Annotated in this window: 15 protein-coding genes; 8 read left to right on the top strand and 7 right to left on the bottom strand. The window is 65.5% G+C overall.

The features are described 5' to 3' along the window. From ASD75_RS23145 to ASD75_RS05695, 3 genes are all read left to right on the top strand, one after another. Positions 1-146 (top strand): EAL domain-containing protein (locus ASD75_RS23145; protein WP_156379416.1); only part of this gene is annotated, 146 nt, incomplete at its 5' end. A gap of 45 nt (positions 147-191) precedes the next feature. Continuing rightward, positions 192-5060: a PAS domain S-box protein gene (locus ASD75_RS05690; protein WP_056743919.1), complete on the top strand. Its 4869-nt coding sequence runs from the start codon at positions 192-194 to the stop codon at positions 5058-5060. A 24-nt stretch (positions 5061-5084) separates the two neighbouring features. Further along, the gene (locus ASD75_RS05695; RefSeq protein WP_056743920.1) at positions 5085-6215 is read left to right on the top strand and encodes a two-component system response regulator; all 1131 of its coding nucleotides are present in this window, start codon (positions 5085-5087) and stop codon (positions 6213-6215) included. Positions 6216-6415: 200 nt separating this feature from the next. Here the strand turns inward: ASD75_RS05695 and ASD75_RS05700 are convergent, their stop codons facing one another. Next, positions 6416-7369, bottom strand: a complete 954-nt coding sequence (locus ASD75_RS05700; RefSeq protein WP_056743921.1) for an inositol monophosphatase family protein — start codon at positions 7367-7369, stop codon at positions 6416-6418. A 175-nt stretch (positions 7370-7544) separates the two neighbouring features. On the opposite strand from ASD75_RS05700, the gene ASD75_RS05705 reads away from it, so the two are divergent. Together ASD75_RS05705 and cysE are read left to right on the top strand one after the other, a co-directional pair. Beyond that, on the top strand, positions 7545-8357 hold the full coding sequence (locus tag ASD75_RS05705; protein ID WP_056744031.1) for an RNA methyltransferase: 813 nt from the start codon (positions 7545-7547) through the stop codon (positions 8355-8357). A gap of 36 nt (positions 8358-8393) precedes the next feature. After that, positions 8394-9176 (top strand): serine O-acetyltransferase, encoded by a 783-nt coding sequence (gene cysE, locus ASD75_RS05710; protein WP_056058188.1) that lies wholly within the window; start codon positions 8394-8396, stop codon positions 9174-9176. Between the two features lie 32 nt (positions 9177-9208). Here cysE and ASD75_RS05715 read toward each other — a convergent pair whose 3' ends face one another. The 3 genes from ASD75_RS05715 to yjgA form a co-directional block, all read right to left on the bottom strand. Beyond that, entirely contained in the window at positions 9209-10264 is a 1056-nt protein-coding gene (locus ASD75_RS05715; protein ID WP_056743926.1) for a hypothetical protein, read from the bottom strand. A 62-nt stretch (positions 10265-10326) separates the two neighbouring features. Then, positions 10327-10926: a molybdopterin adenylyltransferase gene (gene mog / locus ASD75_RS05720; RefSeq protein ID WP_056743928.1), complete on the bottom strand. Its 600-nt coding sequence runs from the start codon at positions 10924-10926 to the stop codon at positions 10327-10329. Then, positions 10919-11590, bottom strand: coding sequence for a ribosome biogenesis factor YjgA (gene yjgA / locus ASD75_RS05725; protein WP_056058197.1), 672 nt, complete (start codon positions 11588-11590; stop codon positions 10919-10921). Before yjgA ends, mog begins: the two co-directional genes overlap by 8 nt. Before the next feature lie 64 nt (positions 11591-11654). Between yjgA and pmbA the strand changes: the two genes are divergently transcribed. Continuing rightward, a complete protein-coding gene (pmbA, locus tag ASD75_RS05730) occupies positions 11655-13097 on the top strand; it encodes a metalloprotease PmbA (RefSeq protein WP_056743930.1) in 1443 nt (480 codons plus the stop codon). A gap of 115 nt (positions 13098-13212) precedes the next feature. Here the strand turns inward: pmbA and ASD75_RS05735 are convergent, their stop codons facing one another. Further along, complete coding sequence (locus ASD75_RS05735) at positions 13213-13974, bottom strand: NAD(P)-dependent oxidoreductase (RefSeq protein WP_056743931.1); 762 nt, start codon at positions 13972-13974, stop codon at positions 13213-13215. A 237-nt stretch (positions 13975-14211) separates the two neighbouring features. On the opposite strand from ASD75_RS05735, the gene ASD75_RS05740 reads away from it, so the two are divergent. Continuing rightward, positions 14212-14745, top strand: coding sequence for a helix-turn-helix domain-containing protein (locus ASD75_RS05740; RefSeq protein WP_056744033.1), 534 nt, complete (start codon positions 14212-14214; stop codon positions 14743-14745). After that, the gene (locus ASD75_RS05745) at positions 14745-15170 is read left to right on the top strand and encodes a VOC family protein (RefSeq protein ID WP_056743933.1); all 426 of its coding nucleotides are present in this window, start codon (positions 14745-14747) and stop codon (positions 15168-15170) included. The genes ASD75_RS05740 and ASD75_RS05745 overlap by 1 nt, the downstream gene beginning before the upstream one ends. Before the next feature lie 545 nt (positions 15171-15715). On the opposite strand, the gene ASD75_RS05750 is transcribed toward ASD75_RS05745, so the two are convergent. Beyond that, positions 15716-16612 (bottom strand): LysR family transcriptional regulator, encoded by an 897-nt coding sequence (locus ASD75_RS05750; protein WP_056743935.1) that lies wholly within the window; start codon positions 16610-16612, stop codon positions 15716-15718. Positions 16613-17083: 471 nt separating this feature from the next. Next, positions 17084-17497, bottom strand: coding sequence for a hypothetical protein (locus tag ASD75_RS05755; protein ID WP_056743937.1), 414 nt, complete (start codon positions 17495-17497; stop codon positions 17084-17086). Between the last annotated feature and the right edge of the window lie 8 nt (positions 17498-17505).

Here is a 17505-nt window from a genome sequence, read left to right on the forward strand (position 1 = left end):
ATTTGGAGGTGGTGGCGGAGGGGGTGGAGACGACGGGGCAGCTGTCGTTCCTGAGGCTGCACGGGTGCGAGGGGTTCCAGGGGTATCTGTTTGGAAGGCCTGGGCCGGCGGAGGCTATCGATGCATTGCTGTATCCCGCTGGTTGACGGTACGTCTGCGGTGTGGCTGGCCTGCGTGGCAAGGGCGTAGGCATGTGGTTTGACAAGCTTGTGGACCGTAACGCCCCCGGCATCCGTGGCCTGCTGGTGGTGGTTGCCCTGGCATTGATCGGCGCAGTGCTGGTGGTGCAGGGTGCACAGCACTGGCGAGCGAGCGAGCGAGCGACCGAGCGTTCACGCGTGTTGCACCAGACCGCAGATGCCCTGCAAGCCCAGACCACTGGCGGCTCCATGCTCGGGGCGGTATCGCTGATGGGCCTGAGCGAGCCTTTGCTCAAGGACATGGCGCTGGGCCGTTTGCCCCCTGACCACCCCGAGGCACTGTCCCGCCTGGCCGTGGCGCGCGGGCGCTTTCTGGTGCAAGGCGTGTACGTAATGTCTGCCGATGGCACCGTGGTAGCGCACGAGACGCCTGGCGAACGATCCACGGGGCTGAACCTTGCATTCCGCCCGTACTTCCAGCAGGCCATCCAGGGCGCCAACAGTGTGTATGCCGCCATTGGCAGCAATACCCAGGAGCGTGGGCTGTACTACGCAGCGCCACTCTATGAAAGCGATACGCCATCTAGCAACATCATCGGTGTGGTGATGTTCAAGGTGGGTTTTGAGCCGGTGGACCTGCTGCTCAAGCGCGCGGGCCTGCCCATGGTGCTGCTGTCGCCGCAGGGCGTGGCGTTTGCCGCCACGCGCCCCGAATGGCAGTTCGCGGTAGCGCCGCCGCTCACGCAGGCGCGTATCGATGCCATCCGCGCCACACGCCAGTTCGGCCGGCATTTCGACAATGGCGTGGCTTCGGCGTTGCCCTTTGCGGCCGACACCGGAGATGTCCAGATCAACGGCGTGACCTACGCTGTAGAACGCCGGGCCATTGACTGGCACGACCCGGGGGGCGAGTGGCAGCTGGTGGCGCTGGACGATATCAGCGCCTTGATGTCGTCGACGCAGCGCGCGCGCATTGGGGCGGTGGCCTTTGTGCTGCTGTGCCTGCTGGGCCTGCTGCTGCTGGACTTGCTGCGCAGCCGTGCCCGGGTGGCCAGTGCACTGGAGCGGTTCAGGGTGCTGGGTACGGCGCTGGAGAGCAGCCCGGTGTCCGTGGTCATCACCGATGGCGACGGCCGCATCGACTGGGTCAACCCCCAGTACGAGCGCAACACGGGCTATTCGCTGGACGAGGTGCGTGGCAAAAAGCCATCGCTGGTGGCCAGCGGACAAACGCCCGCGCAGACCTACCAGCTGATGTGGTCCGCGCTGCTGTCGGGCAAGTCCTGGCAGGGCCAGTTCGTCAACCGGCGCAAGGACGGGAGCATCTACCACGACGAGGCCACGCTATCGCCCGTGTTTGATGGGCGGGGCAAGCGCATCGGCATCGTGGGTCTTCACGAGGACGTGTCCGAACGCATCCAGGCGCAAAAGGAGCTGGAGCGTCGCGAACGCCTGCTCAACGAGCTGCTGGAACAGCAAACTGCCATCTTCGACAACGCACCGCCCATCGTGATGGTGTGCGACGGGCAGTTCCGCCAGTTCAACCCGGCGTTTGTGGATCTCATGGGCGGCACCGCATCACAGCTGCTGGGTCTGGGGGTGTCGGTGCTGTTTGGCGGGACGGGCCATGCCGACCTGTTCACTGCCCGCGTCACGCCGGCACTGGCCTCGGGCCAGGCCTTGCGCGAGACCGCTACCCTGTGCAGGCTGGATGGCAGCCAGTTCGAGGCGCGCCTGGCGGGCCGCAGCGTGAAGATGGACGACTTCGGCACCGCCTCGATCTGGGTCATTGAAGATGTCAGCGAGCAGCGGCGTGCCGAGCGTGTGATCCAGCAGGCCCAGGAACGCCTGGAGCTGGCGCAGGAAGCGGGCAAGATCGGGGTGTTCGACCTGAACCTGGTCACCGGCGAGATCCTCTGGTCGGACAAGCTGGCCCAGATGATGGGCCTACCCCCTGGAACCCAGCCCGATGGGCGCGACTTCTGGCTCAACTGCCTGCACCCGGAAGACCGCGACCAGGCAAGCGCTTATTTCGACAGTTGCCTTGCAGGCACCGAGGACTACCTGCGCGACTCCTGGCGCATCGTGCGCCCCGATGGCGAGGTGCGCTGGTTTCTGGAGGCCGCGCGCATCTTCCGCAACGCCCAGGGCCAGCCGGTGCGGGTGGTGGGCGTCAATGTGGACATCCACGACCAGAAGCTCCTGGAGGAGCAGGTGGCCGGGCAGCTCGATTTCCAGCAGGCGTTGATCGACGCCATCCCGGTGCCCCTTTTCTACAAGGGCGCGGACGGGCGCTACATCGGCGTGAACCGCGCTTATGAGCACGCCTTTGGCGTTTCGCGCGAGGCGCTCATCGGCAAGACGGTGATGGATCTGGACTATCTGCCGCAGGAGACCCGCACGCGCTTCGAGCAGGACGCGATACAGGCCATGGAGGGCGAGCGCAAGGTGCACCGCGAGGTCGATTTGCCTTATGCCGACGGCGAGCTACACCACACGCTGTTCTGGCTGCATGGCTTTGCGCGCCCCGATGGCACACCCGGCGGCACCATTGGTACGTTCGTGGACATCACCGACCGCCAGCGTGCTGAACAGGAGCTGCGCCGTGCCAAGGAGTTGGCCGAGGAGTCCACCGCGCTCAAGTCCAACTTTCTGGCCAACATGAGCCACGAGATCCGCACGCCCATGAACGCGATCATCGGCATGTCGCACCTGGCACTCAAGTCGGGCCTGAGTCCACGCCAGCACGATTACGTGAGCAAGATCCAGCAGGCGGGCCAGCACCTGCTGGGGGTCATCAATGACATCCTGGACTTCTCCAAGATCGAGGCGGGCAAGCTGGTGGTGGAGCGTCAGCCGTTTCTGCTCGACCGCATGCTGGAGAGCGTGTCCGATGTGGTGGGCTACAAGGCTGGTGCCAAGGGCCTGGAGCTGGTCTGCGACGTGGCCAGCGATGTGCCCCCTAACCTCGTGGGCGATGCGCTGCGCCTGGGCCAGATCCTCATTAATTACGCCAACAACGCCATCAAGTTCACCGAATCCGGAGAGATCAGCATTGCCGTGCGCTTGCTGGAGGAGATGGGCAACCAGGTCCGGCTGCGTTTCGAGGTGCGCGACACCGGCATCGGGCTCACGGACGAGCAGATGGGGCGCCTGTTCCAGAGCTTCCAGCAAGCCGACACCTCGACCACGCGCCGTTATGGTGGCACGGGCCTGGGGCTGGCGATCTGCAAGAGCCTGGCAGAGCTGATGGGCGGAGAGGTGGGCGTGGAGAGCCGTTTCGGCAAGGGCTCCACCTTCTGGGTGTCGGTGCCGCTGGAGCGTGGGGCGGCGGCGCGTGTGCTGCTACCTCCGCCCGACCTGCGGGGCACCCGGGTGCTGGTGGTGGACGACAACCATACCGCAGCCACGGTGCTGTCCGACATGCTGCAGGCGATGGGCTTTGTGGTGGAGCAGGCGCATTCGGGCCTGGAGGCGCTGGACCGGCTGCGCGAGTCCATGGCACAGCACCAGCCGTTTGGCCTGTTGCTGCTGGACTGGCACATGCCTGGCATGGACGGCGTGGAGCTGGCGGGCCACATTCGCAGCCTGGGCATGCCCAAGGTGCCGCAGATGCTGATGGTCACGGCCTACGGGCGCGAAGACGTGATGCGGGCCGCGCGTGCGCAGGGCATCGAAACCGTGCTCATCAAGCCCGTGAATGCCTCGCTGCTGTTCGACACCCTGATGCAGCCGCTGGAGGCATCGGGCACGGAGGGGCGCCGTGCGGCCACTCCCGCCCCCGCTGCTGACGAGCTGCCGCTGGACATCCGGGGCGCCAGCGTGCTGCTGGTCGAGGACAACGAACTCAACCAGATGGTGGCCATGGAGCTGCTGCTGGACGCGGGCTTCGCCGTCGACGTGGCCGAGAACGGGCAGATCGCCATCGACCATATCGAGCGCAAGCACTACGACGCCGTGCTGATGGACATGCAGATGCCCATCATGGATGGCGAGACGGCCACACGACTGCTGCGCGGCAACCCGCGCTACGCGCAGTTGCCCATCATCGCCATGACGGCCAACGCCATGGAGGCGGACCGCCAGCGCTGCTTTGCGGCGGGCATGAACGACCATGTTGCCAAGCCCATCGAACCTGCGGCCCTGTGGGCCGCGCTGGCACGTTGGATCCGCCCACGCCAGGGTCTCGGTGCGGCGGTTGTGCCCGCTCGCAGCAGTGCGGCTCCAGTGGCCGCGCCGGTAGCGGCCACCAGTGCAGCGGCCGCAGGGTGGCTGCCGGTGGATGTCCCTGATCTACCGGGGCTGGACACCCAACTGGGCCTGCAGCTCGCGCTGGGCAAGATAGGGTTGTACGCCGAGATGCTGCGCCGCTTTGTGCAAGGGCAGGCTCCGGTGTTGCCGGAGCTGCAGCGTGCGCTGGCGGTGCACGATGTCGCACTGGCCGAGCGCCTGGCCCACACGCTGCGGTCGGTGGCAGCCAACATTGGCGCACAGGCCGTGTCAGACCGCGCACAGGCGCTGGAGCACGCGCTGCGCTTTCGCCATGGCAACGAGGCCATCGTGCCGTTGTTGGCCGAACTGCGCGCTGCGCTACAGCCGCTGCTGCAGGGGCTGCAGGACTGGGTGCTGCAAGCGGTGCATGGGCAAGCGGCACCGGGGTCCGGTGTGTCTCCATCTGAGGGCGCACCCGGGCTGGGCATGACACCCGCCGAGGCCGAACACCATTTGCGCCACCTGCTGGAGCAGGACGATCCTGCAGCCACTGAATTTTTCCAACACAATGGTGTGGTGCTCAAGGCGGCGCTGGGCAGCGCCTTCCAGGTCGTTGAAAAGCACACCCTGAATTTCGATTTCGAGCAGGCGCTGGAAGCCCTGGCTGCGGTGCCAGGCTCCGAATCCCCGGCCCTCGAAACCCCCTGAACGGCATTCACGCAGGACATTTGCATGGACAACGCGCCTTTTGCCTCCAGCCCGGCGACCTTGGTTGACAAGCCGATTGCCACCGTGCTCGTGGTGGACGACACGCCCGAGAACCTCACGCTCATGGGCAGTCTGCTGCGCGAGCACTATGTGGTGAAGGTGGCCAACCATGGGGAGAAGGCCCTCAAGATTGCCCAGTCGGCCACGCCGCCCGATTTGATCCTGCTGGACATCATGATGCCCGAGGTGGATGGCTATGAGGTCTGTCGTCGCCTCAAGGAGGCGCCTGCCACCCGCGACATCCCGGTGATCTTCCTGACGGCGCGTTCCGACACCGACGACGAGCGCATGGGACTGGCCCTGGGTGCTGTGGACTACATCACCAAACCCATCAGTCCGCCGATCCTGCTCGCGCGCGTTAACACGCACCTAGCGCTCAAGGCCACGGCCGATTTTCTGCGCGACAAAAGCGCCTACCTGGAACGGGAGGTCGCCATGCGCACGCTGGAGGTGCAGGCCATCCAGGACGTGACCATCATGGCCATGACCTCCCTGGCCGAAACGCGCGACAACGAGACCGGCAACCACATCCGCCGCACCCAGTTGTATGTGAAGACCCTGGCCGAGCGCCTGCGCCACCACCCGCGTTTTGAGCATGTGCTGAACGACCGCATGATCGAGCTGCTGTACAAGTCGGCCCCGTTGCACGACATCGGCAAGATCGGCATCCCCGACAGCATTCTGCTCAAGCCCGGCAAGCTCACGGTGGAGGAGTTCGAGGTGATGAAGACCCACACCACGCTGGGCCGCAATGCCATTGACGAGGCCGAGCGGCGCCTGGGCATGCGCGTGGCCTTTTTGAGCGTGTCCAAGGAGATCGCCTACAGCCACCAGGAGAAGTGGGACGGCTCTGGCTACCCGCAGGGCCTGGCGGGCGACGCCATCCCGGTGTCGGCGCGCCTGATGGCGGTGGCCGACGTGTACGATGCGCTCATCAGCAAACGTGTGTACAAGCCTGCGTTTTCGCACGACCAGGCCTGTAACACCATCGTGCGGGGCAAGGGCACGCACTTTGACCCCGACATGGTGGACGCGTTTGTGGACATTGCAGAAGACTTCCGCAGCATCGCGCAGAAGTACCCCGACCCGGTGTAGGGTTCATCCCCCTGAGTCGCTTCGCGCCTTCCCCCTTCTCTCGAATGGCTGAGCCATTCGGGAAGGGGGACGCAGCCAGCGCGGCGGGGCGGCCCTTGCGCGGCTGCCCTCGTGTATGCCCCGCCCGCTGCACGGTCCAGCTACGAGACCCGCCTAGGGCACATCGTGCCCAGGCTTCATGGCTGCGTGCGGGAATGGATTTAGAACGGCGCGTCGTCGCCCTTGGCGGTGTCGGCCTTCGGGGCGGCTGGTTCTGCTGCTTCCGCGCCTTCATTGGTGTCTTGGGTGTCGGTGGCAGGCGCATCAGCCGCAGCCGCCTGGCGCACGGCCGCCTTGTCGCCAGCACTCGCAAACTTGCTGTACTTGCCCAGGATGGGCACCAGCTGGCCGTAGATGCGGGGGTTGCCTGCCAGGCATTCCCGCTGCTCCAGAAATTCAGCCTCGCCCGTGAAGTTGCCCACCAGGCCGCCGGCCTCGGTCACCAGCAGCGAGCCCGCTGCCACGTCCCAGATCGACAGGCCCGTTTCAAAGAAGCCGTCGGTGAAGCCCGCAGCCACGTAGGCCAGGTCCAGCGCAGCGGCGCCGGGGCGGCGCAGGCCGGCGGTGCGCTGCATCACGTCGGCCATCATGTTCAGGTAGCTCTTGAAGTTGTCGCCCGGGCGGAAGGGGAAGCCGGTGGAGATCAGGCAGTCCTTGAGCTGGGTGCGCTTGGAGACGCGGATGCGGCGCTCGTTGAGGTAGGCGCCGCGGCCCTTGGTGGCGGTGAACAGGTCGTTGCGGGTGGGGTCGTACACGACAGCCTGCTCGACCTTGCCCTTGACGGCCAGCGCGATGCTCACGCAGTACACAGGGAAGCCGTGGATGAAGTTGGTGGTGCCGTCCAGCGGGTCGATGATCCACACAAATTCCGAATCCTTGGCGCCGTATTCCTTGCCCGACTCTTCAGCCAGGATGCCGTGGCCGGGGTAGGCCGTCAGCAGCGTCTCGATGATGATCTTTTCGGAGGCGTGATCCACCTCGGTCACAAAGTCGTTGATCTGCTTTTGCGAGATCCGCACCGATTCCACGTCCAGGGCCGCGCGGTTGATGATGGCGCCGGCGGCGCGTGCGGCCTTGATGGCCACGTTGAGCATGGGGTGCAGATTGGACGACATAAATTGTGGTGGTTGGCAGCGCGCGGCCAAGATGGCGCGGGCGTCTGCGTACAGGATGAGCGGGGAGGTCCGACCCGTCCCGGCGATGCGGGCGGCGACAATAGAGGGCGGGATTTTACCCGCAGTGCCCTTTTTTGCCAAACCGGCCGCTTTCCCCCTCTCGCTCCGCCTGTCCATGAAGACCCGTTTTGTCCTGATCAACACCAGCCACGCCGGCAATGTGGGCGCCGCCGCCCGTGCCATGAAAACCATGGGGTTTGACGACCTGGTGCTGGTCGCTCCCCGCTGGGCTAACGTGCTCAGGCGCGAGGAAACCATCCAGCGCGCCAGCGGCGCCCTCGATGTGCTGAACAACGCACGCATCGTCGCCACGCTGGACGAGGCGCTCGACGGTATCAGCCACCTGTGCGCCACGGCCATGACGCCACGCGATTTTGGCCCCCCCACAGCAGCGCCGCGTGCGCACTTTGAAGCGCTATTAAAAAGTGAGCTACTCAGGCATGAAACACTAGCGCAAGAGGCCCAAACCCCTCAAAACGCAGGCGACGACACCGCTGCAGACCCGAGTGCGGCTCCGCAGGCCGGTGTGGCCTTTCTCTTTGGCTCGGAGCGGTTTGGCATGACCAACGAGGATGTGTACCGCTGCCACGTGGCGCTGTCGATTCCCACCAACCCCGGCTTCGGCTCGCTCAACCTGGGGGCGGCCATCCAGGTGATCGCCTACGAGTGGCGCCAGGCGCTGGGCGGCTTTGCGGTGCAGGACGCCACCCCGTCGCGTGCGCTGGCCGACGCTGCCCAGGTGGCGGGCATGCTGGGCCACTGGGAGCAGGCGCTCACCTCCATCGGGTTTCTGGACCCGGCCGCACCCAAGAAGCTCATGCCCCGCCTTAACCAGTTTTTCAACCGCGCGCAGCTCAGCCCCGAGGAAATCCACATCTTGAGAGGTGTCGCCAAAGCCATGATCGAGACGGCGCAGGCGAAACGATAGACTGTGCAGCCCATTTACAAATAACCATAACAACCAATGCTCGCCCGCTTGCGCTCCGATATCCAGTGCATCCTCGACCGCGATCCTGCCGCGCGCAGCACGTGGGAGGTGATCACCTGTTATCCGGGCCTGCACGCGATCTGGCTGCACCGCCCCGCGCACTGGTGCTGGCACCACGGCCTGAAGTGGCTGGGGCGCTTCATCTCGCACTTTGCGCGCTGGTTCACCGGCATCGAGATCCATCCCGGCGCCAAGATCGGCGAGCGCGTGTTCTTCGACCACGCCATGGGCGTGGTGGTGGGCGAAACCGCCGAGATCGGCGATGGCTGCACCATCTACCAGGGCGTGACCCTGGGCGGTACCTCGCTCTACAAGGGCACCAAGCGCCACCCCACGCTGGGCAAAGATGTGGTGGTGAGTGCTGGCGCCAAGGTGCTGGGCGGCTTTGAAGTGGGCGACGGCGCCAAGATCGGCTCCAATGCCGTGGTCATCAAACCCGTGCCCGCTGGCGCCACGGCCGTGGGCATCCCGGCACGCATCATCCCGTCCAAGGAAGGCCAGAGCGCCGACGTGACCGAGCCCCAGCCATCGCGCAAATTCACCGCCTACGGCATCACGCAGGAGGACGATCCGCTCTCGCAGGCCATGCGTGGGTTGATCGACAACGCCTCGTCGCAAGAGCACCAGATCGCGCTCTTGTGGCAGGCGATCGAAAAGCTCTCGGCCGCCAACCTGCAGGCCAAGGACTGCGTGCCCTGTGACGCGGCGATCAAGGAGCAGTTTGAGGCGGGCAAGCTCAACGAGCTGGTGGGCAAGTAGGCTTCCTGCCGTTGCGTGGGGGCACTGCGGGCTCAGTGCTTGCCAGGCTTGCTGCTCTTCTTTTCGTAGAAAGCCACGATGGGCGGATCAAACTTTGCGTGGTCCAGTTGCCACAGCCCCAGCGGTCCGTGCATCAGCGGAATGCGGTGTTCGCTGCCATCGGGCCATTGCTCCCAATAGTCCCGCATGCGCGGAAACTTCAGTGGCGGCAGGCCCTGCGTGGTGTCGATAGGCTCCAGCCGATAGGTGCCCGACAGGCGGTATGCGTGGTCTTCTGACACAGAGCCTGCCAGCATTTGGTCTACCCGCTTGAGCACGGGCAGGGCAGCCCCGGCCGATACGGCGCCCAGCATCAGGGCCAGCGCCATCGATTCGCGCGAGGGGATGCGCCCTGCAGCGAAGAACCGGTAGCACAGGGCCATCAACGTTGCGATGCCCACCGACGCCACCAGCCAGGTCAGGGGCGAGCGCAGGATGCTGAAGAGCTGCGCATCCGTCAGCTCGTAGCCGGAGAACACAAAGCTGTCGAGCAGCGCAAACAGCATCAGGCCCAGGAACAGCACCGTCGCGCCCAGGCTGCGAGGGTTCTTCTCCAGTGCGAAATCGTGTGTGTTCGCTTCGTCCAGCGGATAGTCGGGGAACGCCGAGCGGAAGATGTCGCACAAGGCCTCGCGCGACGGCCCGGCGCTCCAGCCGGTATCGGCGGTGAACAGCACCTGGCCTTTGGGGGTGTCCAACCGAGCCCAGTGGATGTTGCCCGTCTTGATGGATTGGTTGCCCAGCCATTCGACCTTCAGCCCCGATTTGGGCACCAACGACTCGAAAGCCTTGCCCGTCTTGGCCCAATGCCCCCGGATGCGGAATGCTTCTCCATCGTCGATCAGCACGCCCTTGGCTTCGAAAGCCATAAGCCGCATCCAGCGTCCAAAAAATGCGGGGCGGGCCAGGTTGATGCGCCAGTAGTGCCGGCCCTTGAGGTCCTTCACCAAAGCATCCTGGCGCTGTTTCATGGCGCGTATGCGCACATACATCCACAAAGCCAGGGCGACTACCAGCAGATGGGGGAGGGCGAAGGCAAGGTACTTCATCGTCTGTGTGATGGGCGATGGGGGAGCTTTCGCCCGTGGACCAGCGCTGGCCCGCAGGCGGTTCAGGCGGTCTTGGGCCGGACAGCGTTCTTGGGCCGGAACGCCTTGCAGACCTCATCCCGCGTTTCCAGGTACGGCCCGCCGATCAGGTCCACACAGTAAGGCACGGCGGCAAAGATGCCCGGCACGATCTGCTGGCCGTTGGCGTCCTTCAGCCCCTCCAGCGTCTCGGCAATCGCCTTCGGCTGACCAGGCAGATTAATGATCAGGCTCTGGTCTCGGATCACAGCGACCTGGCGCGACAGGATGGCGGTGGGCACAAACTTCAAGCTGATCTGGCGCATCTGCTCGCCAAAGCCCGGCATCTCCTTGTGCGCCACGGCCAGCGTGGCCTCGGGCGTTACGTCGCGCAGCGCAGGGCCGGTGCCGCCAGTCGTCAACACCAGGCTGCAGCCTGCGTTGACCAGTTCGATCAGCGTGGCGCTAATGCCGGCTTGCTCGTCGGGGATCAGACGCGACTCGAAGGTGATGGGGTTGTGCAGCGCACGCGTCAGCCAGTCTTGCAGCGCGGGCAGGCCCTTGTCTTCATAGACGCCGCTGCTGGCGCGGTCGCTGATGGAGACGATGCCGATCTTGACGGCGTCGTGGACGGCTTCACTCATCGTCGTTGTCCTCGTCGGTGTCGCTGGCATCTGCCGTGCCGGTGCCGCCCAGGTGCTCGCGCACCAGTTGGAACAGCTCGCGGTATGCCCGGCCCTTGCGGGGCGCCAGGCCTTGCGAGACCTGGACGTTGGCCTCCTTGCCCGCAGGCTGCGCATCCTTGCGGGCCTGGCGGATCAGCGCGCGCAGCTGCTGGGTGTCGGTGTCGGGGTGCTCGGCCATCCACGCGGCCAGCGTGTCGTCGTCGGCAATCAGGCGGTCGCGCCATTGCTCGGCCAGATGCAGTTGCAGCTTTTCGGTGGCAGAGCCTTTGTGCTGTTCTTCCAGCGCCTGGCGGGCGGCCTGTACCAGCTCTGGTTCGAGCTTGCGCATGAGCTTGCCCACATACTGCATCTGGCGGCGCTTGCCTTCAAAGTTGGTGATGCGCTTGGCCTCGGCCAGCGCCTCCACCAGTTTGTCGGGCAGGCCCACGGCGTCGAACAGGTCGGCGCGCAGGTTCAAAAGCTCCTTGCCCAGGTCCTGCAGTTCGTCGCTCTCGCGCTTGAGATCGGTGCGGCTGGCATCGGGCGTGCCTTTGAGTTCGGCCTTGAGCTGAATGTCCAGTTCGCTGCCTTCGGCAACGAACTGGCCTCGCACAAAGTAGCCTTTTTTGGGTTTGCGTGACATGGGGTGGGGGCAAAGAGAGGCGGGCGCAGGGTGCGCCGCAGTGGCAAGTATCATAGCTGCCGCTATGAACAAACCCTCCAACCGCGCCCCGCGCACCCCCGGCGCGCTGGCTGCTGTGCCCGCAGCTGCCACCTCCCGCACCCCTGACAGCGGCTTCAGCTACAGCCGCCCGTTTTTTGAAGACCTGGTGGACCGCGCCCTGGCCCATGCCAAAAAGCTCGGTGCGACCGACGCGGGCGCCGAGGCGTCCGAGGGCTGTGGCCTGTCGGTCAGCGTGCGCAAGGGTGAGCTGGAGAACGTGGAGCGTAACCGTGACAAGTCGCTGGGCGTGACGGTCTACATCGGCCACCGCCGAGGCAACGCCAGCACGTCGGACTTTTCTACCAAGGCCATCGAGCAGACCGTGCAAGCGGCCTACGACATCGCCCGTTTCACGGCCGAAGACCCTGTGGCTGGCCTGCCCGACGCCGACGATATCGCGCCCCAGGAGACGCACCGCGACCTGCAACTCTTCCACCCCTGGGCCATCTCCAGCGAAGAAGCCGCAGAGATGGCCAAGGCCTGCGAGGCCGCGGCTTTCAAGACGCATCGCCGCATCACCAACAGCGAAGGTGCTGGCGTGTCGGCCCAGCAAAGCCATTTCTTCAGCGCTCACACACGCGGCTTTCGCGGTGGCTATGCCAGCTCGCGCCACAGTTTCTCGGTGGCCCCCATCGCCTCGTTGCCCGGCAAGAACGCCGAAATGCAGCGCGACGCCTGGTACAGCTCGATGCGCAACGCAGCCGACCTGGCCTCGCCCGAGGCCGTGGGCCGCTACGCCGCGCAGCGTGCGCTGAGCCGCCTGGGCAGCCGCAAGATCCCCACCACGCAATGCCCCGTGCTGTTTGAGTCGACCCTGGCCGCTGGCCTGCTGGGCGGTTTTGTGCAGGCCATCAGTGGCGGCTCGCTGTACCGCAAGAGCAGCTTCTTGCTCGACTCGCTGGGCAAGATGGTCTTTCCCAAGCACATCGACATCCTGGAAGACCCCTTCATCCTGGGTGGCAAGGGCAGCTCGCCGTTTGACGAAGAAGGCGTGCGCGTGGCGCCGCGCAAGGTGGTGCAGGGTGGTCGCGTGCAGGGCTACTTCCTGTCGAGCTACTCGGCCCGCAAGCTGGGCATGAAGACCACGGGCAACGCCGGAGGCTCGCACAACCTGGTGATGACATCGCGCCTCACGCAAGCCAGCGACAACCTGGACGCCATGCTGCAAAAGCTGGGCACGGGCCTGTTTGTGGTGGAGCTGATGGGCCAGGGCGTGAACTATGTCACCGGCGACTATTCGCGCGGCGCGAGCGGCTTCTGGGTCGAGAACGGCAAGATCGCCTACCCCGTGCACGAGATCACCATTGCAGGCAACCTCAAGGACATGCTCAAGGGCATCGAGGCCGTGGGTGCCGATGCCTACAACTATGGCGCCAAGACGGTGGGTTCCATCCTGGTCAACCGCATGAAGGTGGCGGGCAGCTGATCTTCGTGCCCGCAGCAGGCGGATACCGCCAGCGGCTGTTGTGATGCGGGTTTTCTGCAACTCTCCCGCCCCAGGCCCTCGTGACTGCGAGGGCCTTTTTTCATGGAGCGTTTCGTCAGGTGGCACTGCGGGGCTTGGCCGCCCAGGTGTCTTTCTTCCCACGCATGCCCACGGGCAGCGCGAGACCGACGCGGTGCCGGGACATCGCATCCCGGGGCTCAAGATGGGCCAGCATCAGAGAAGCTGCGTCGGCATAGGGAACGATCATCTGCGGCACCTTCGATGCGAACAGCAGCAGCATCAATGGGCTGGGTAGCCTGCCCGCAAAGGCTGGCACGGAGACCGGCAGCTGGTCCGCGGCGATGCGCAGCCGGGCGATCCCCAGCGCGGGTTGGTCGACCATCGGTCCCGGGCACAGCAGGCGCCAATCGAGGGACGAGGTGTTCAGGCGCTCAAAGTTCTTCTTGTGCGGCCAATAGGTGTCGCGCACCTTGGGCAGTTCAACACCCCGGCGGCCTGTCTGGCCGATGTCGAGCACCGCAGCGCCCCCTAGAAACCAGCAGGTTGGCCGCTCTGCGGGGGCCAGGGACTCCACGCTGGAAACCATGCGGTCCACGAGGTCAACAAACGCGCGACCTTCGGTGACTAGCCCTGCGCAGTTGATCAACGCCTCGTGGCCCCGGATGATGTCTGCCAAGGCGTTGATTGCCACGGACCCCAGGTCCACCTGGTGCACCGTGATGCGTGATCGCAGGTCCTGGGGCAGCCGGGCTGGGTTGCGCACTAGCACTGACACCTGGTGGCCCGCCGCAACAGCTTGCTGCAGTACGTGGCGGCCGAGGGAGCCCGTGGCTCCCAGGATGAGTAGACGCTTCATGATGATTCGCGAGAGGATTGAGGAAAGGTCTGCCGATGGCCGGGTAGTCATCGACGGGCGATGCCGCGATGATTCCATGCCATCGTCTCTGCAGCACTAATGGCGGGTGAGGTCCATCGCGAAGACGGTGACTTTGTTCACAGTGCTTGTCTTTGCCTGCGGGTTCTCGCGGGTCTTGCCTGCCGCCGTACAGGTGGTGCAGGAACGCCGACGGACACGCGATATGCTGTGCCCACCATGCCTGTCGTGCCCCCGAAGCCCCCAGCCAACGGCCATACCGCTGACCCCATTGCGCCGCAAGACCCGGCCCTGTTGCGCCGTCTGCTGCGCGCCAAGGACCGCATGGACGCTGCGTCGCATGAGGCCTGGCCGGTGCAGCGGCTGGCCGAGGTCAGCGGCGTCTCCGACGCGCATTTCGCACGGTCCTTCCGGCAGGCGTTTGGCATCCCGCCCCATCGCTACCTGCTGACCCGCCGCATCGAACAGGCCGCCACGCTGCTGCGCGACACGGACTTGCCCATCACCGAGATTGCGTTTGCCACCGGCTGGGAGAGCCTGGGCACCTTCGGCCGCACCTTTCGCGACATCACGGGGCAGAGCCCCAGTGCGGTGCGCCTTCAGGCCCAGGCCCGCTTGGAGCCACTGGACAAGGTGCCGGCCTGCGTATTGAAAGCCGCACAACGCCCTGACCTCACCACCGCAGTTTCGGAGAAGCGCCGTCGCCAGCCCGCAGGTACAAAGCTGACATCAGCAACAAACCAGGAGATCTGATGACGACGAACCAAGGCATTGGCGTGGTGGGCGTGTATGTGGACGACCAGGACGAGGCCCTGGCGTTTTACGTGGGCAAGCTCGGGTTTCAGGTGCACACGGACGTGTGCAACGGGCCGTACCGCTGGCTGACGGTGCAGCACCCCGACCAGCCGGGCTTCCAGCTCGGCCTGTTCAGGCCCGGCCCACCGATCCATGATGAAGCCACAGCGCAAACTTTGCGCGCGATGGTGGCCAAAGGAGCCATGCCTGCGCTGGTGCTCCATGTGGCGGACTGCCGCGCCGACTATGCCCGGCTGCGGAATCTGGGCGTGGAGTTCACACAGGAGCCCGTGGACCGGTACGGCAACGTGGACGCAGGCTTTCGCGACCCGGCAGGCAACGGCTGGAAGATGATCCAGCTCGCCGCTGGAGGTGTGCAATGAGCGCCGGTGCGGGAATCCGGCGGTTCCATCGCTGGGTGTCGATGGCGTTCACGCCAGGGCGTGCCACCCTTCAATTCCCCCACGCGCTGGCCGCGCAATGCGGATGGATGCGCGAAGGGGGGCGCAGCCAATAGCTGGCTATTGGCAAGCCACCTGACAAAGCAGACGCCGCAATGCGCAGCCAGCCCGAAGGGAAAGCCATCCAGGCTGCGCATTGCGTCGTTGTCCTTCGCTTGTGTAGCGGGGCTACACGGCACTCAGGGCGCCTAGCACTGCACGGCCTGGATGGCTTTCGCGTGGGGGAATTGGAGGGTGACACGCCCCAGCCGTCATCGCCAATTTTGTGGCTCGCGCCCAGGGTGCAGGCGACCCACCGGACTGGGTCACGTACGCGCCCCTGCCGCCGTTGGCACTGCTGCTGTTGACGGGGTTGTACCTGTTCGTGCAACCCTACCTGCAGCGGCTTGTTGTCCGGTCTTCTGTTCGGCCTGCCCCGGGCGCCCAGGGCTTGCCGCCCGCGTGACGGCGCGCGGTGTGTCCCGCCATCACTCTGCGAAATCTGCAAAGTCCGCCAGCAACTCCAGCACGCCCTCCACGGCGGGCGAAGGCGGTGGCTGGTGACGGTGCGCCACGGCCATGGGGCGCATGAGCGGCGGCTGCAGCGGGCGGATCTGGACATCGGGCGTGCCCTGCAGGTCCTCCACCTCCTCCATCGGTAGCAGTGCGGCGCATTGGCTGGCCACGGCCAGGCTTTTGAGGGCGCCCGGGTAGCTCAGCGCCAGAAACGGGCGCGGATGGTGCCCCGCCTGACCAAACCAGTTGGCAATCAGCCCGTGCATCTGCGTGGCGGGCGCAAACGATGCCCAGCGTCGGCTGGCCAGCCAGTCGGGGCCGACGTGGTCTGGCGCGTCCCACGCGGCGGGCAGCAGGGCCACCATGGGGTCGTTGCGCCAGGGGGTCTGGCGCACCTCTGCCAGCGGCGGCTGGGGGCTGGCGACGATGGCAATATCCAGCGTACCGGCCTTGAGCCGCTGCATCGACTCGGCCGAGCCCACAGCCTCCAGGCGGATTTCTACACCGGGGCTGCGTGCCGCCAGCGCCTCCAGCATGCGTGGCAGCAGCCGGGTGCTGACACCCGCCGACACTCCCACCCGCACCATGCCTTCGCGGCCCGACGCGTGGCGCCGCACGCGTTCCACCAGGTCATCGCTGGCCAGCAACAGCTGGCGGCCTTCGCGCACCAGCACCTCGCCAGCGGGAGTGAGGTCGGCCTGCCGCCGTCCGCGCACCACCAGCTCGGCGCCCAGGCGCGATTCCAGTTCCTTGATGTGCATGCTCACCGTGGGCGGCGCGAGGTGCAACGCCTGCGCGGCAGCCGCAAATGTGCCCAGGTCGGCGATGGCGATCAGGGTTTGCAACTGGTCGAGATTGAGGTTACGCATCAGCTTTTATGAAGTGAATCGTCATTGAATTCAACTTTACAGATGGTAAGCCCGGCGAGAGCATTGCGGGGCCATGAAACACCCGCATCCCCACACCACTGCCTCCAGAGCCGTCTCTGCTTCAAACCTTGTGGGCCGCCAGCGACCTGTGCGAACCGTTGCCATAGTCGTGTTTCTGCATGCGCTGCGTTGGGCCGTGGCGGGCGCGCGCAACGCCAGGGATCGGTGGGCTGCCGCTGCGGCGCGCGCCGAGCGGCGCGTTACCGAGCAGTTCAGGGTGCCCCCAGGTGGGGGGTGAGAGCCATATTTGAATGAAATTGGCGTGTAGCGCAGGTAGTTCATGCGCTGGTAGCTATCATTTCAGGAGTGAAGGCTCGTTGCTGGTCAGCCGGCAGTCGCCTTCGCCTCAGTCCGCCCCCGCAGTGTCATGGGCAAAACGGGGCATCCGATGTGTGTGGGGCCTGAGGGCGCTTACTTGCGCTGGTTGAAATGGCTCTCGACTTCGGCGGTATGGCCGGCATAGCTCTTGGAGATGGGCCAGGTGCTGCACAGGCTGGTGCGCAGCCGTTGGCCTGATTGGAAGGCGAACACCATGTGCTCGGACCCCTTGGCGAACCGCACACCGCAACTTCCCTGGTCGCCCCGAGTGTGCACCGTGATGGCCGTGGCCTGATCGCCTTTGTAGATGGTCGTGGGCCTGAAAAGGGCTCGGTACTCGTTTTTGTTCGCAGGGTCGACGATCTCTTCTGTCACAACGCCTTTGAACACGACCGTGGCCTGTGGAGCATTTGCTTGCGCAGAGGCGAGCTTGCAGCTGCATGCATCGGTATTGCCGGCCAGCCAGGCCATGGCGGTGGCGCAAAAGATGGTGGGGATGGGCTTCATGGGGGCCT

The organism is Acidovorax sp. Root568 (assembly GCF_001427445.1).
Lineage (GTDB): Bacteria > Pseudomonadota > Gammaproteobacteria > Burkholderiales > Burkholderiaceae_C > Acidovorax > Acidovorax delafieldii.